This is a genomic window from Enterobacter quasiroggenkampii, from assembly GCF_043972695.1.
GTDB classification, from domain to species: Bacteria; Pseudomonadota; Gammaproteobacteria; order Enterobacterales; family Enterobacteriaceae; genus Enterobacter; species Enterobacter quasiroggenkampii.
On record NZ_CP143745.1, the window covers coordinates 3,004,320 to 3,018,919 of the forward strand.

The 14,600-nt window shown below is 57.9% G+C and carries 13 protein-coding genes; 5 read left to right on the plus strand and 8 right to left on the minus strand.

Annotated features, from left to right (window positions below):
- Window positions 1–11 precede the first annotated feature (11 nt).
- A complete protein-coding gene (treY, locus tag V1572_RS14485) occupies window positions 12–2,480 on the minus strand; it encodes a malto-oligosyltrehalose synthase (protein WP_395299295.1) in 2,469 nt (822 codons plus the stop codon).
- On the minus strand, window positions 2,477–4,264 hold the full coding sequence (treZ, locus tag V1572_RS14490; protein ID WP_395299296.1) for a malto-oligosyltrehalose trehalohydrolase: 1,788 nt from the start codon (window positions 4,262–4,264) through the stop codon (window positions 2,477–2,479). The genes treY and treZ overlap by 4 nt, the downstream gene beginning before the upstream one ends.
- Before the next feature lie 132 nt (window positions 4,265–4,396).
- Between treZ and V1572_RS14495 the strand changes: the two genes are divergently transcribed.
- The 4 genes from V1572_RS14495 (at window position 4,397) to V1572_RS14510 (ending at window position 7,811) form a co-directional block, all read left to right on the plus strand.
- Window positions 4,397–4,924, plus strand: a complete 528-nt coding sequence (locus V1572_RS14495) for a GNAT family N-acetyltransferase (RefSeq protein ID WP_045910584.1) — start codon at window positions 4,397–4,399, stop codon at window positions 4,922–4,924.
- A gap of 99 nt (window positions 4,925–5,023) precedes the next feature.
- The gene (locus V1572_RS14500; protein WP_395299993.1) at window positions 5,024–5,767 is read left to right on the plus strand and encodes a 5'-nucleotidase, lipoprotein e(P4) family; all 744 of its coding nucleotides are present in this window, start codon (window positions 5,024–5,026) and stop codon (window positions 5,765–5,767) included.
- A gap of 141 nt (window positions 5,768–5,908) precedes the next feature.
- Window positions 5,909–6,895, plus strand: coding sequence for an MBL fold metallo-hydrolase (locus V1572_RS14505; RefSeq protein ID WP_395299297.1), 987 nt, complete (start codon window positions 5,909–5,911; stop codon window positions 6,893–6,895).
- Window positions 6,896–6,899: 4 nt separating this feature from the next.
- The gene (locus V1572_RS14510; RefSeq protein ID WP_262801670.1) at window positions 6,900–7,811 is read left to right on the plus strand and encodes a LysR family transcriptional regulator; all 912 of its coding nucleotides are present in this window, start codon (window positions 6,900–6,902) and stop codon (window positions 7,809–7,811) included.
- On the opposite strand, the gene V1572_RS14515 is transcribed toward V1572_RS14510, so the two are convergent.
- Window positions 7,802–8,686: a LysR substrate-binding domain-containing protein gene (locus V1572_RS14515; protein WP_008501665.1), complete on the minus strand. Its 885-nt coding sequence runs from the start codon at window positions 8,684–8,686 to the stop codon at window positions 7,802–7,804. The genes V1572_RS14510 and V1572_RS14515 overlap by 10 nt on opposite strands.
- 113 nt (window positions 8,687–8,799) lie before the next feature.
- Between V1572_RS14515 and V1572_RS14520 the strand changes: the two genes are divergently transcribed.
- A complete protein-coding gene (locus V1572_RS14520; protein ID WP_395299298.1) occupies window positions 8,800–10,290 on the plus strand; it encodes a UbiD family decarboxylase in 1,491 nt (496 codons plus the stop codon).
- Between the two features lie 24 nt (window positions 10,291–10,314).
- Here the strand turns inward: V1572_RS14520 and V1572_RS14525 are convergent, their stop codons facing one another.
- From V1572_RS14525 to opgC, 5 genes are read right to left on the minus strand one after another with little or no spacing between them, the layout of a single operon-like run.
- A complete protein-coding gene (locus V1572_RS14525) occupies window positions 10,315–10,740 on the minus strand; it encodes an ATP-binding protein (protein WP_208762889.1) in 426 nt (141 codons plus the stop codon).
- Window positions 10,741–11,079 carry an STAS domain-containing protein gene (locus tag V1572_RS14530; protein WP_048223277.1) on the minus strand — a complete coding sequence of 113 codons (339 nt, stop codon included), beginning with the start codon at window positions 11,077–11,079 and terminating at the stop codon, window positions 10,741–10,743.
- On the minus strand, window positions 11,069–12,283 hold the full coding sequence (locus tag V1572_RS14535) for a PP2C family protein-serine/threonine phosphatase (protein ID WP_126533853.1): 1,215 nt from the start codon (window positions 12,281–12,283) through the stop codon (window positions 11,069–11,071). The genes V1572_RS14530 and V1572_RS14535 overlap by 11 nt, the downstream gene beginning before the upstream one ends.
- A gap of 9 nt (window positions 12,284–12,292) precedes the next feature.
- Window positions 12,293–13,192, minus strand: a complete 900-nt coding sequence (locus tag V1572_RS14540; RefSeq protein WP_080474230.1) for a hypothetical protein — start codon at window positions 13,190–13,192, stop codon at window positions 12,293–12,295.
- Between the two features lie 11 nt (window positions 13,193–13,203).
- Complete coding sequence (gene opgC, locus V1572_RS14545) at window positions 13,204–14,421, minus strand: OpgC domain-containing protein (protein ID WP_395299299.1); 1,218 nt, start codon at window positions 14,419–14,421, stop codon at window positions 13,204–13,206.
- Window positions 14,422–14,600: the final 179 nt, after the last annotated feature.

The window sequence follows — 14,600 nt, forward strand, 5'->3', positions numbered from 1 at the left end:
GTTCTCCACGATTATTCGCAGGTAAGCAGAACCAGTACACATCCCTTTTCTGACGTTAACGCCAGCGTTTCTTGCAGCATGCGGCTTTCGCCGCTGAACAGATCCCGATAGCGCTTCCCGGCCAGTTCGTCGGGTAACGCGACCGTGGTATTGACCCACAGCTGATGATTATCGGTGACGTCAAAAACCAGACGCGGTACGGCGACAATCAGCGCCTCGTCGTCCTTAACGCGCGCATAGACAATCAGGTTCTCCTCGCGCTCGCCGCTGACCTTGAGCGGTAGCCAGTCGCCGTAGCGGAAAAGCGCGTCGTAGTGCGGTCGAAGCCGCAGCAGCGTGGCGGTAACGAACTGTTTTACCCTGCCGTCCAGCCAGCATGCCGGGTTGTCAAACACCCCGGCATCCGCCGCGCTGAGGCTCTGCACCAGGGCCGGAAAGTCCGGCTCGCGTCGGTTATCCGGGTCGACAAGGCTGAAGTTAAGCGCCTCGCTGCCCTGATAGATATCCGGCACGCCGGGTGCCGTCAGCTTGATCACCGTCTGGCTGAGGCTGTTCATCAGCCCGGCGCGGATAAAGGGCTGCATCGCCTCGCTGAAATCGTGCAGGAACAGGCTATTGTCCGGTGAAAGCAAGTGCCGCGCGTAGCTCAACACCACGCTCTCATAGCTCTCGTTACTGTCAATCCAGTCGGTGCGCTGTTTCGCCTCGCGCAGCGCTTTTTCGAGGAAGCCGAGAAAACGTTCTTCCAGTGATGCCAGCCCGTCAGCGTCGTCCGGTGACAGCCTGGCGGGCCAGACGCCCGCGAGCGCCTGGTAGATCATCCACGTATCGGCGGCGTTTGGCGCGGTACCGTCATTGAGAAAACGCACCTGGGTCTGGTTCATCTGCCGCCAGCGGGCCAGATTTTCCCCCCAGCGTTCCGGGGCTTCCGTCAGGGTGTAAAGGCGCGCCCGGGCATCTTCCCCGCGCTTGGTATCATGCGTGGAGGTGCCCAGCAGCGCGTCGGGCTGACGGGCCAGACGAATGCGCATCTCCTGGTGAAAGCGGGATAAGGAAAACGCGCGCGGGGTCGGGTCAGCACCGACTTCATTGAGCGCAAGCTCGAGGTTGTGGCGAAAGAACAGCGTGTCTTCAACGGACTTCGCCATCAGCGGCCCGGTTAGCTGCTGGAAGCGGGTCCTGAACAGCGCGGCGCTCTCGCGGCAATCTTCCGGCAGGTCGCCGGTAAGAATGCGCACGATCAGGCTGAGCGCGGCTTCCGACGTCTCCACGCTGGCAACTACGCGGTTAAGCAGCGCCACGTCCGGCGGGGTTAATCCTTCCCGGGTGCCGTAGGTGCGGTAGACCGGAAACGCAATAAGCAGTTCGCGCAGCGCGTGGCGGATTTCCTCGCGCGGCAGCGCAACCTCATTGCGGCGTGCCAGATCCTCAGCAAGGTTTAGCAGCGTAGTGAATTCACCCTCAAAATTACGATCGGCCATCAGGCCTTTGGCATCGCGCAGTTCCGCGTGGCGATCGACCGTGATGCCCAGCGTCTCGTCGTGGATTTTCTCCAGACGCCCCAGGCTACTGTCGTCGACCAGCACTTCCGCCAGCGAGGCGATAAACTCGTAGCCGGTGGTACCGGATACCGGCCAGTCAGTGGGGAGCTGTTCCCCTTTGGCGAGAATCTTTTCGACCGTAATGTAGCAGTCGGGCCCGGTGGCATGCCGCAGGCGCTGCAGATAGCCCAGCGGATCCGCCAGGCCGTCGACATGGTCAATGCGCAGACCATCCACCACGCCCGCGTGGACCAGCTCAAGGATCAGCCGGTGCGTGTCGTCGAAGACTGCATCATCTTCAACCCGGACGCCGACCAGCCCGGTGATCTCAAAGAAGCGCCGCCACGAGAGCTGCTTTGGCGCCTCCCGCCAGGACATCAGCCGCCAGCTTTGCGCGTTGTGCAGTTCTGCAATGCTCTTCTCCTCGCTGTACGTGCCGGGGTTGAGCGGATACTCCGCGTCGTAGTAGACCAGCGCGGCCTTTTTCGTGACAGGGTCACGTTTTAGCGTGATAGCTCCCTTCTCCAGCTCCGCCTCAAAGGTGTCGCCAAGAAACGGCAGCGTTAGCGGTCGCGACCCGTCGATATCGAAGTAGCGGAAATAGCGGCTCTGTTGGCCATATTCAATCACATCCCGCCACCAGAGGTTTTCCAGCGAGGTGGACATATGGTTCGGGACAATATCCAGAATCAATCCCATGCCGGCCTGTTTGAGCGCGGCGGCCATACGGTCAAACCCGTCTCGCCCGCCGATGGCGGGGTCGATTTCATTCGGGTTGGTCACGTCATAGCCGTGGGTAGACCCCGTCGTGGCAGTGAACACGGGCGATGCGTAAAGGTGGCTGATGCCGAGGTCCTTCATATACGGCACCAGCGCCACAACGCGGTCGAAGGTCATGCCGTTACGGAACTGAATTCGGTACGTGGCGGAAGGGATCATAACGATGCTTCTCCATCAGCAAAGCGAACGACAATACCGTTCGGGGGTAAAACGTCAGTGACCTCCGGCGAGGCAAAACGCGTCTCCCCCGCCAGAGCGGGCAGCGCGACAGGCTTAATGCCGATATTAAGCGCCAGTGAGAGCGTCCCCGACGGAAAGCGCCAGCATACCGCCACCATGCCGGGCGCGGTCTTGAGCACATGGCTCTCAACGGCGCCGCCCGGATGCAGAAGCGGAACGATATAGCGATGGCGCAGCGTCAGCAGATGGCGCGTATAGCGCAGCCACGTCTTGCCCTCGTCGGTGGCGACTTTATGCCAGTCGAGCTTTGAGCGGATAAACGTGTTCACGTCGTTCGGGTCCGGGACGGTTTCATCGTGCCCGGCATGGCCAGTAAACTCTTTCGCGCGCCCTTCCCGCACCGCCTTTGCCAGTTCGCCGTGAAAGTCGGTGAAGAACAGGAACGGGTGGGTTTCACCATACTCCTCGCCCATAAACAGCAGCGGGATATGGGGGGAGAGCAGCAGCGCGGCAAGCAGCACCCGCGTCTTGTCGGCACCCGCGAGGGAGATAAGCCGCTCGCCCTGGGCGCGATTGCCGGTCTGATCGTGGTTTTGAATAAAATCGACGAAGAACTGCGGCGGCTGCGTGCGACACTCCACCCCGCGGGATTCGCCGGTTTGCAGAGACACCTCGCCCTGGTAGACAAACCCTTCCGCCAGCGCCCGGGCGAACTTTTTCTCCGGCTCAAAGGCAAAATCCTGGTAGTAGGCGTGCGTCTCACCGGTGGCAAATACGTGGGCGGCGTTGTGGAAGTCATCGTTCCACTCGCCGGTAAACAACGGCGCGTTGCCCTGTTCATCGCGCGGATGCAGGAAAATCACGTTGCGGCTGTCTTCCGTGGTCAGGTGAACGTGACGATGCGGAATGGCCTCGCGAATTTTTGCGGCAATCTCCTCGAGAATATGCGTATCCGAGCCGTCTTTAATCTGGTCGATGGCATCAAACCGCAGGCCGTCCAGCCGGTATTCCGTCAGCCAGAAGAGCGGCGCGTCGGTCATGTACTGTCTCACCGGCTCGCGCTCGTAGGCGATGCCGTTGCCCCACGGCGTCATCCGCTGAGCATCGAAAAACGCGGGTGACAGCAAAGGCAGATAGTTCCCCTCCGGGCCGAAGTGGTTGAGCACGATATCCAGCACCACGGAAAGCCCCAGCCCGTGCGCGGCGTCGATAAACGCGTGGAAATCCTCCGGCGTACCGTAGGCAGAGTGAGGGGCATACAGCAGCACGCCGTCGTACCCCCAGCCGCGGGAACCGCCAAACTGAGAGACGGGCATCACTTCAAGCTGGGTAATCCCGAGTTCTGCCAGATACGGCAGCTTGTCGATGGCCGCCCGGAAGGTGCCCTCCGGGGTAAAGGTGCCGATGTGCAATTCGTAAATGATCGTCTCTTCCCACGGCCGCCCTGCCCAGTCGCGGTTGACCGGCTGGTAACGTCGGGGATCGATCACCACCGAGGGTCCGTTAACGTCGCCCTTTTGCGCCCGCGAGGCGGGATCGGGCACCGCCATGCCGTCCTGAAGAACAAACTGATATTCTGCACCGTGCGTGACGCCAGGGACGTCTGCCTGGAACCAGCCGCGGCCTGTTGCCGTCATCGGCACATCGGTGGCGGCAAGACGTAGCGTAAGTTCTTTCTGTCCTTCTGCCCAGACGCGAAAACGTACAACGTCATCGGAAATAAACTCAGCACCCCACTGCTTTTGAAATGTCCTGAATTCCATTCATTGTCCTCGAATGACCCACATTTTACGCGGAACGAAGTACAAGCTTAGTTCAGGATTAAAAGTGCGTGAGCTCAGCGGATTTAACCGCTTCGTCTATTCTTTATGAAATAACTCACTATCGGGAATACTATGCAGATTCGAAAAGGATTAAATACGGACCTCGTCCGTCTTGAATGTTGTGACTTTTCTTTCACCATTAGCCACATTGCGCGAGAGCCCTTTATCCATTGTGATTTGCATATTGAAGCCGTCGCCGAGCCGTGGATAAAAACCTACGAACTTGACATTCAAACGCTTGAAAACCATTGCGTTAATCCGGACGCCATATTTCTTGTGGCGGAAACGGATGACGGTGAATTAGCCGGATTTATTACCGCGTCGATCGGCTGGAATAAGTTTATTTCAGTGGATTATATTGCCGTTGATCGCACCAGACGCAGAACCGGCGCCGCGCAAAAATTAATGGCCGCCGCCCACGTCTGGGCCCGCAGCGTAAACGCGCCGGGATTACGGCTTGAAACACAAAATGTGAACGTCTCTGCCTGCCTGTTTTACCGTCACTACGGATTTACCCTGGGCGGATACGACCGTTATCTCTACAACGCCTTGCCGGAAAAAGACGAGGTCGCCCTGTTCTGGTATTACATGCTGGTCTAGCGGAAACACATTGCCACATCACGGTCATATTTCTGTCACTGAATTTCATTACGCTTTCGGGATTTTAACCAGGGTGTTGAGGAAAAAAGCGTGAATTCAATGGCTAAGGCATTACTGCTGGCATTACCTGTTCTGAGTGCGACGGCAACGGCCGCTGAGAGTAACCTGTGTGAACCGAAAGCGTACGAAATGGCGCTGCGCTATCAGCAGAAATCGGCAGAGATTATGGCCCTTCAGCTGCAAACCTATCGGTTTGCCACCGAGCGTTTCAACGAGAAGTTAAAAGATCTGAAAACGCCCGAAAACTACGCCGTGGTGATGGACCTCGACGAAACGGTGCTGGATAACACCCCTCTGCTGGTGCGCGACGCGGAGCAGTGTCACGACTATACACAATGGGACACCTGGAGCGACTGGGAGAAGCAGGGAAAACCCGGCTTAATCCCGGGTGCAAAAGCGTTTCTTGACCACGTGAATCAGAGCAAGGTCCGGATCTACTATGTCTCGGATCGTATGCAGGAAAATAAAGCCGACACGCTGAAAACGTTAAACGCTCTCGGCCTGCCGCAGGTGTCTGACGAAAGCGTGCTGCTGGATACGGTCAGCAAGGAAGAGCGCCGCCAGAGCATCCTCAAAAAGCAGCAGATCGTGATGCTGTTCGGCGACAGCCTGCCGGACTTCGCCGTGCAGTTTAAAAACAAAAAGCCGAGCGAGCAGCAGCGTGAGCTGGTTGAAGCCAGCGCCGAACACTTCGGCAACGACTGGATTGTGCTGCCTAATGCCGCTTATGGCGCCTGGTCCAAAGCCACGCTCGAGAGCTGGAACGCACCGCTGAAAAAATAAGGTCTTACGGGCCGGAAAAGCATTGCACGCCTTCCCGGCCTTTCGGTTGACTATCCATCCCGTTTATAGGTCCTATCATTTCTGGGCAGGTTCTTATAATTTTACGGAGCAGTAAGATGAGCACTTTCAAAGGAGACTCGTATGCTTACCGTGAAAAAACTTGCTCTTTCCACGCTGATTTCCAGTTCACTGCTTTTCTACCCTGCGCTCCAGGCCTCGGCAGAAACGCCCCAGCACGTCGTTAAACAACCGGCGGGCGGATATAGCGTTCAGGTTGGGGACGTTCTGGTCACCTCGTTTACCGACGGGACCGTCGCGCAGGATCTGCACAAGCTACTGCGCCGGACAACGCCGCAAAACATTGATGCGCTGCTCGCGAAAAATTTCCAGACCAACCCGGCTGAGGTCTCCATCAACGCGTTCCTGATTGCGATACCCGGACATAAAATCCTGGTGGATACCGGCTCTGGCCAACTCTTTGGTCCTGATACCGGCGGACGTCTGGTTGAAAGCCTCGCAACGCAGGGGATAAAACCCGAGGACATCACTGAAGTCCTGCTGACTCACGCTCACTCCGATCATGCCGGTGGTCTGGTGAAAGATGGCAAGGTGGTGTTCAGCAACGCGCGCGTTTTCGTTGGCAAACCGGATATCGACTTTTTCTTTAACGACGACAATCAGAAGAAAACCGGCTACGGCAAGAACTACTTTGACGTCGCGCAGAAGACCTTGAAGCCCTATCTTGACGCGGGGAAAGTGGTGCCGTTTAGCGGCACATCGGAAATTCTCCCGGGTCTGACCGGCACGGTTCATCCCGGCCATACGCCGGGTTCAGCCTTCTACACGCTAACGAGTAAAGGCGAGAAGATCACCTTTGTCGGCGACATCATTCATGCCGCGGCGGTTCAGTTCCCGCAGCCTGCGGTGACCATCACCTATGATGAAGATCAGAACAAAGCGGCAAGCGTACGCGAGCATGCGTTCGCTGACTTTGTGAAAAACAAGGACCTGGTTGCCGCCCCGCACCTGCCTTTCCCGGGCATCGGCTATGTGACGAAAGGCGAGAAAAGCGGTTATGCCTGGGTCCCTGTCACCTATACCAACCGGGACGCCAGCGGCGCGAAATAGAGCGATGACGCGGATATCTGACATGGACATAGCCCTGCTCCTGACGCTGGACGCCCTGCTTCAGGACAGGAACATCACCCATGCGGCCGCTCGGCTGGGCATCAGCCAGCCCGCGCTGTCTGCCCGTCTCGCCCGTCTGCGCACGCTGTTTGGCGAACCGCTGTTCATTCCCTCCCCGCATGGACGCGGGGTATTACCCACGCCGCGAGCGGAAGCGCTCAGGCCGCAGGTGGCGAACGTACTGCGCGGCATCAGCGCGATGTTTGCCCCCACGGCATTTGATGCGCAAACCAGCAGCCGGACCTTTGTTATCGCGCTGCATGAGAACCCGGCGCTGATGCTCGGCACCGAACTACTTAACCAGGTGGGAACCGACGCCCCCGGCATCCGCCTGCGCTTCGCCCTGCCAGCAATGGCTGACCTGCCGCAGCAGCTGGAAAACGGGGATGTGGACATCTACATCGGCGTGAGCGCGGGCGCCCATGACGGCTGGGTGAGGCGCAAACTCCTCGACGACGCGTTTGCCACCGCTCAGCGTAAAGGCCATGCGCGCGGAACAGGTCCGTTAGATCTGGAAAGCTACTGCGCGCTTTCCCATCTGGTGGTGTCGTCAGTGGGAGATCCGTTTACCGGCTTTGTCGACCAAACTCTTGCCGGGCTGGGCTATCAGCGACACGTCGCCATGTCCACCCAGAGCTACGCCATGGCGCCGCCGCTGGTTGCCGGTACCGACCTGGTCTGTACCCTGCCGGAACGGATGCTGCGACGGTTCGCCAGCACGCTGGATATTTTTCCACCACCGCTGCCGCTCCAGCCGATTATCATCAACATGTACTGGCACCCGAAAAACAGCCAGGATCCGGCGAATGCCTGGCTACGCGAGCAGCTGCTGCGGGCCGCCGGACGTCAGGTGTGATCGAGGGTAACCAGAAACTTTTTAAGCACTTCTGAGCGTATAATCCGGTGGCAAACCAGGGTGAGTTCGCTCTCCCGCAACCGGTCGAGGATGTCCACGTAGACGACGTTCTCGACGCTCACCGCCTTTGCCGACGCGGGCAGCAGCGCCAGACCAAACCCTGCCGATACCAGGCTTATCACCGTGGGCACGTCAGTCGCGTTTTGCACCACGTCCGGCTGAAAGCCCGCCCCGCTGCAGGCGTCATAGAAATACTGTTCCAGCCCCATACCCTCCGGGTCGCGCAGGGAGATCCATTTTTCGTCTTTCACCGAAGAAAGCGTCAGCGCGGCGGACCCGGCCAGCGGATGCTGACGATACAGCGCCAGCACCGTTTTCTCCGAGGCGAACGGCCGGCTTTGCAGATCGTCCGGTAGTGACGGCAGCGGCGCGCGGATGATGGCCACATCCAGCTGGTTGCTCTGCACGGCGGCATAGAGCGTCTGCACGTTTCCCGTCATCAGCGACATGGTAATGGCCGGCCAGCGGCTATGCATCTGGCGAAGCGCGGCGGGTAGCCTGCCGTCGAACATCGCGCTCGACACGCACCCGAGGTTTAACACGCCCTGCTCGCCCCTTGCCGTCTGTCTGGCGTCCAGCACCGCCTGCTCGGTTAACGAGATGGCAAGCCTGGCTTTTACCAGGAACGCTTCGCCCGCGGGCGTCAGGGTTAAGCGGCGATTCGCACGGCTGAAAAGCGTGACGCCTAAACGTTCTTCCAGCGCCTTTATCTGCTGGCTCAGCGCCGGTTGCGCCATGTTCAGACGCTCGGCGGCCCGGTGCATATGGAGCTCTTCGGCCACGACGATGAAGTGGCGCATCTGACGAAACTGCACGAGACGACTTCCTGAATTGATATGAATTTACTTATCAATTTAACAGTAATGATGCAATTGATGCTATTGGTCATTGCCATAAAAATGGAGGTATTCAACCGAGGGAGGAAAATATGGAACACAAGATTAACGATCTCCGCAGCGCCATCGCCTTACTGCAGCGCCACGAAGGGCAGTATATCGAAACCGATCATCCGGTCGATCCCAATGCGGAGCTGGCGGGCGTCTATCGCCATATCGGCGCGGGTGGCACGGTCAAACGTCCAACCCGTACGGGCCCGGCCATGATGTTCAACAGCATTAAGGGCTATCCGCACTCCCGCATCCTGGTGGGCATGCACGCCAGCCGCGAGCGCGCGGCGCTCCTTCTGGGCTGCGAGCCCTCTGAACTGGCAAAACACGTCGGCCAGGCAGTCAAAAAGCCGGTTGCGCCGGTTGTCGTCCCGGCCTCGCAGGCCCCCTGTCAGGAGCAGGTCTTCTACACTGACGATCCTGACTTCGACCTGCGCAAGCTGCTTCCGGCCCCAACCAACACGCCGATTGATGCGGGTCCGTTCTTCTGTCTGGGGCTGGTGCTGGCAAGCGATCCGGAAGACAGCTCGCTGACGGATGTCACCATTCACCGCCTCTGCGTGCAGGAGCGCGACGAGCTTTCCATGTTCCTTGCCGCCGGGCGCCATATCGAAGTGTTCCGCAAAAAGGCGGAAGATGCCGGAAAGCCGCTGCCGGTGACGATCAACATGGGTCTCGATCCCGCCATCTATATCGGCGCGTGCTTTGAGGCCCCAACCACGCCGTTTGGCTATAACGAGCTGGGCGTCGCCGGGGCGCTGCGCCAGCAGCCGGTTGAGCTGGTGCAGGGCGTGGCGGTCAAAGAGAAAGCCATCGCGCGGGCGGAAATCATCATCGAAGGTGAACTGCTTCCGGGCGTGCGCGTGAGAGAGGATCAGCACACCAACACCGGCCACGCGATGCCAGAGTTCCCGGGCTACTGCGGCGAGGCGAATCCCTCCCTGCCGGTGATCAAAGTGAAAGCCGTGACCATGCGAAACCACGCCATCCTGCAGACGCTGGTGGGACCGGGGGAAGAACATACCACGCTGGCCGGACTGCCGACCGAGGCCAGCATCCGCAATGCGGTTGAGGAGGCTATTCCGGGCTTCCTGCAAAACGTCTATGCCCATACCGCGGGCGGCGGTAAGTTCCTCGGGATACTGCAGGTGAAAAAACGCCAGCCGTCAGACGAAGGACGCCAGGGCCAGGCGGCGCTTATCGCCCTGGCCACTTATTCGGAGCTGAAAAACATTATTCTTGTCGACGAAGACGTGGATATTTTCGACAGCGACGACATCCTGTGGGCGATGACGACGCGCATGCAGGGCGATGTCAGCATCACCAATATTCCGGGGATCCGCGGCCATCAGCTGGATCCGTCCCAGTCGCCGGATTACAGCACCTCGATTCGCGGTAACGGCATCTCCTGCAAGACGATCTTCGACTGCACGGTGCCGTGGGCACTGAAGGACCGCTTCGAGCGCGCGCCGTTTATGGAGGTGGATCCGCGTCCATGGGCGCCGACGCTGTTTGCTGACAACACGAAATAAAATCATGCGCGTATGACCTGCGGGTCATACGCTGATTTTCTTCTCAAGTGTGGCGATATTTTCACCCGCCACGCGTTCCACAGTGAAACGATCGACGCTCAGCAAAATGAGCATCAGCCCCCTGCCGCTCTCCAGCAGCGGCGACATTTCGCAGAAGCGGTCTCGCCTGGCGGCCTCAAGCCGCTCCTGCGGGAACGCGTCACCCGCGTCGCTAAAAACAACGCAGACGTCATTGCCGCGGACATCGAACTGGACGCGAAAGACGCGCGAGTTATCCTCGTGAAGCGCGTAGCGGATGATGTTCGTCGCCACTTCACAGGCGGCGAGATCGAAGGCGAAACGCCACTCATCATCGACGGGAAGCGCGCTCAATCTGTCGCCAAGCCAGCCGGACAGCGGCGTCAGGGACGCGATCGCCGCCGGAAACTCAGCCTGTTCCGGCCTCTGCATCTACTGCCCCAGTTGCGCAAGCGCGCTATGTTTATCCGGATAGATGCGGAAGATGCGATCCATTCGGGTCAGGGTGAACATGTTCATGATCCCGGGGTTCAGGGCGCACAGCGCCATTTCGCCTTTTCCGTTCATCAGCTTGAACAACGACACCAGCATCCCCAGCCCGCTGCTGTCGATAAAATCCACTTTGCTAAAGTCGACGATTAAGGCTTTACGATCGCTGCCAATTTCCTCCGTCACGGACGCTTTAAACGTCGCGGCAACGGAGGCATCCAGCCGCCGGACCGCGGGCGTGAGAATGTTGGCATGCGGTAGTCGCTCGGTGTTAATAATCATTCTGTTCTCCCTGACGTTCAATCACGAGCAGTGACACGTCGTCGGTTAAGGCGATCGGTTCATCACGATTTGCATTGCGCCAGCCAGTCAGGTGGTCACCAAACCGCGGCAGGAGCTGGTCAACCGGGAGCCGGGCATGCTCATGAAGCCAGCGTTCGAGACGCTGCGGGCCAAACTGCTCGCCGCTGACGTTCTCGCACTCCGTAATACCGTCACTGAATAAGCATAAGCGATCCCCCGGATTGAGGGTAAACGCGACATCCTCCCAGCTCAGGTCTGGGATCAGGCCGACCGGCGGGCCGCCATCGCCCACGGACGTGACAGCGCTGTCTGCGTTCACAATGACGGGAGTAGGATGCCCTGCCTGGCACAACAATCCCTGCCCGCTTTCTGGATCGATCACGCCGTAAATGAGCGTGAAATAACTGGTGATGTCGCTCTCTTCACTGCAAAAGCGGCTGTTCAACATCCTGACAACCTCCGCGGGTGACTGAATGCCGCCCTCATCGGTAAACAGGAAGCGGTCCACCACCCGGCCATGTAAAAACTGGCGAGCCACCGCGAGGGACATCATCGCGGCCCCCACGCCGTGACCCGAGACATCAACGCAATAGAATCCCAGATGGGAATCCAGCGGAAAGATATTGAACACATCGCCCGAGACCCAGGCTGACGGCAAGAAAAGCCAGTCGGAGAAGTAGTCGCCGTAGCGTAAGCGGTGTGAAGGCAGCACCGAGTGCTGAACCCGTGCCGCCAGTTCAAGATCTTTTTCAATCTGATGCAAGGCTTCACTCAGGCGCTTGTTGTGCGCCGCGAGGGTCGCCTCCAGCGTCAAAATACGAACCCCGGCGTGAAGCCGCGCCCGGAGTTCAGCCTGTTCAACGGGCTTACTCAAAAAATCATCCGCCCCGGCATCAAACCCCTGCGTCACGTCCCCGGCATTCTCACGGGCCGTCAACAGGATCATATACACATAGCGGCCAAACTGACGGTTGCGGATGGTCTGACACAGCGTCAGCCCGTCCATTTCCGGCATTTCCCAGTCGCTTATCACCATGCTGACCGGCTGACTGGACAAGATTTCCAGCGCGGCAACACCATTTTCCGCCTCGCTCACGAGATACCCCCACTGGGTGAGCATCCGGGAGAGTAACCGACGATAAATCAGCGAATCTTCAACAATTAACACGTGCAGCGCCGACATGTATCCCTCCTATAGCGGTAAGAACCAGATGAGGCTCACGGTCCCTTCCCTGAATTTTGCGTTACCGTTGCCGTGCCCCGGATAGCGCGTCCCCGCATAGTTAGCATACTGAACAGAGAACGATCCCGGCGTATAGCCCGCGTAGCCAAAGCTGTAGCTGTAATCGCCGTTCCAGGGCTGCTGCTGGCTGCTGTCCGGGAACCAGAATGCCGTCGCACGAACGAAGAAATGTTGTTTAAAGGTGTAGCCGCAGCCGCCAAGCATGACGTTTTTATTTTTACGGATGTCATCGCTGCTGAGGTCGTAGTAGCGCGGCACCCAGCTGTACCCGACCTGGCAAATGATGGAATCCCCTTTATTAATCAGGAGCGTGTTTTCAACCGGTTTCGGTAGTGAAAACTTGTAGGCCAGCGTGAAGGCGCCCTGTTCGAAATAGGTATGTCTCCGGCTGCCTGACGTCCAGAAGTGGTTTTCACCGTAGTTACCGTAAACCAGGCTGAACGTATTGGCGTGCCAGTCGTCATAGCCGAAGCTGTAGCGAAAATCGGCGGTATAGCGGGTGGTATCTCTGACCGGCAACCGGGAGGTAATGTTGGCAAACCAGAAGCTGTACGGGGAATACTGCAGACTAAGGTTGAGCGTCTGGTTAATTTTTTTCTCCTGCGCGGCGCTGTCAGAGCTATTAGGCACGCTCACCAGCTGCTCTTTCAGCCCCGAACTGAAGCTCAGAGCGCCTGAAAATTTCTTGTCATTTCCCGAGAACAAACGCCCCCACCGGCTGGTAAAGACGCCTGCCTGAACGGGTTCACCGTTTTTATCGCGCAGGGTTTCTTTATCACTACTTTGTGCCGCCTCTGCGGCGGGGATCGCGGCGAGCAGCACGCCCGCCAGAAGCCATTTTTCGCGCATAACCGCCATCCTTAGTTAGGTATCCAGCGTGCGCCGACGTCGTATTTTGCCATCAGCCACAAAATACCCAGTGCCGCCGCATGCACTAACGTGTTCTCTATCCAGGCGTGACGCCATAAATCGAAGGTAATGAACTGGCTCACCAGCAGCACCACGTACACATGCAAAATAAAGGTATAGAGCGAGTGCTGGCCTAGCGGGATCAGGAACCATCCCAGCAGGCGGTTGAGCGGCGTCCAGCAAAACGTCAGCACCAGGTAGACGGTAACCATCAGGGCGATATCGTTTAGCACCCTCACCGGGCCCAGCCCGTTCTTCGCCGCCCAGGTGTGATAAAACGTATTGAAGCTGTCAGGCGGGATGACGTGCATAAGTAGCGCGGGCGGCATAAACGGGTTGGTATGGTTCTGGGCAACAAACCCCAGCACCAGCGACACCATGACCAGCGCCACTACCACCCCTTTCCCCGGAGGCGTCCGGGCGAAAGAGAGCAGTTCGGCTTTATACCAGCCGCTGGCCATCCCCAGCACAAAGATGAACTGCCAGGCCAGCAGCGGGAAGGCAAATTCGAACTCCGACGGCGTCAGCCGAAGCGGCCACCGCTGCCACAGGCTGTACACCAGCAGCGACAGCCCCAGCAGCCACCAGACTTTCCCTTTCTGCAGCATCCCCAAAAATAGCGGGCTGAGTAGCAGCAAGAAGATATACAGCCCCAGAATCTGCGTCTGATGGGGGCCGATCTGCAAATAGAGAATAATGTTGAACCAGGTCTCTTTAATTTGCGGCGTAACAGGATAAAGCGACCAGCTTTGACCCGAAAAACGGTCGGTAAAATGGGTGACCTCGAACACATTAATATGTGGGATATAGGCCAGGAGAATAAATGACACTATGATAATGATATTTACGCGATATATTTTCCACGCCCTGAGATAAAGCCCCCAGGAAACCGTGAGTAAAACCACTTTTTGCAGACGCGCGCGATTCAGCATGCCAAGCATAAACCCCGAGAGAATGACAAAGCCTTCTGCACCGGTTGTTAGCCCAAAACGTTCCCAGGAGAATATATTAAATACCGACATGACCTCCGTATGCGCCACGACCATCATGACGAGGGCTATGCCGCGCATAAAGTCAATTCTCAGGTCCCTGGCACCTGCTACGGCATAACGCCATGCTGTTGATTTAGCGTCATCTTCTTGCGCTACCGACGGCGCAACATGGCTCATAGGGTGTCCTTTGCCTGAAAACGAAAATTAAGGTCTAAATAAAGTAGATAGTCTAAAGGAATAGTAACCGCAATATATCGACGGCCGATGAAACATCATTAAGCAGAATTTAAGCTGAATTAACCACCGCTACATATTAATAAAAACGACGCTGGACACTTTTATTCGGCGTTCTACAC

What these genes read in the sequence shown, in the direction of transcription:
- treY (WP_395299295.1), bottom strand. Translation starts at nt 2,480, where the DNA reads ATGATCCCTTCCGCCACGTACCGAATTCAGTTCCGTAACGGCATGACC.
- treZ (WP_395299296.1), bottom strand. Translation starts at nt 4,264, where the DNA reads ATGGAATTCAGGACATTTCAAAAGCAGTGGGGTGCTGAGTTTATTTCC.
- V1572_RS14495 (WP_045910584.1), top strand. Translation starts at nt 4,397, where the DNA reads ATGCAGATTCGAAAAGGATTAAATACGGACCTCGTCCGTCTTGAATGT.
- V1572_RS14500 (WP_395299993.1), top strand. Translation starts at nt 5,024, where the DNA reads ATGGCTAAGGCATTACTGCTGGCATTACCTGTTCTGAGTGCGACGGCA.
- V1572_RS14505 (WP_395299297.1), top strand. Translation starts at nt 5,909, where the DNA reads ATGCTTACCGTGAAAAAACTTGCTCTTTCCACGCTGATTTCCAGTTCA.
- V1572_RS14510 (WP_262801670.1), top strand. Translation starts at nt 6,900, where the DNA reads ATGACGCGGATATCTGACATGGACATAGCCCTGCTCCTGACGCTGGAC.
- V1572_RS14520 (WP_395299298.1), top strand. Translation starts at nt 8,800, where the DNA reads ATGGAACACAAGATTAACGATCTCCGCAGCGCCATCGCCTTACTGCAG.
- V1572_RS14525 (WP_208762889.1), bottom strand. Translation starts at nt 10,740, where the DNA reads ATGCAGAGGCCGGAACAGGCTGAGTTTCCGGCGGCGATCGCGTCCCTG.
- V1572_RS14530 (WP_048223277.1), bottom strand. Translation starts at nt 11,079, where the DNA reads ATGATTATTAACACCGAGCGACTACCGCATGCCAACATTCTCACGCCC.
- V1572_RS14535 (WP_126533853.1), bottom strand. Translation starts at nt 12,283, where the DNA reads ATGTCGGCGCTGCACGTGTTAATTGTTGAAGATTCGCTGATTTATCGT.
- V1572_RS14540 (WP_080474230.1), bottom strand. Translation starts at nt 13,192, where the DNA reads ATGCGCGAAAAATGGCTTCTGGCGGGCGTGCTGCTCGCCGCGATCCCC.
- opgC (WP_395299299.1), bottom strand. Translation starts at nt 14,421, where the DNA reads ATGAGCCATGTTGCGCCGTCGGTAGCGCAAGAAGATGACGCTAAATCA.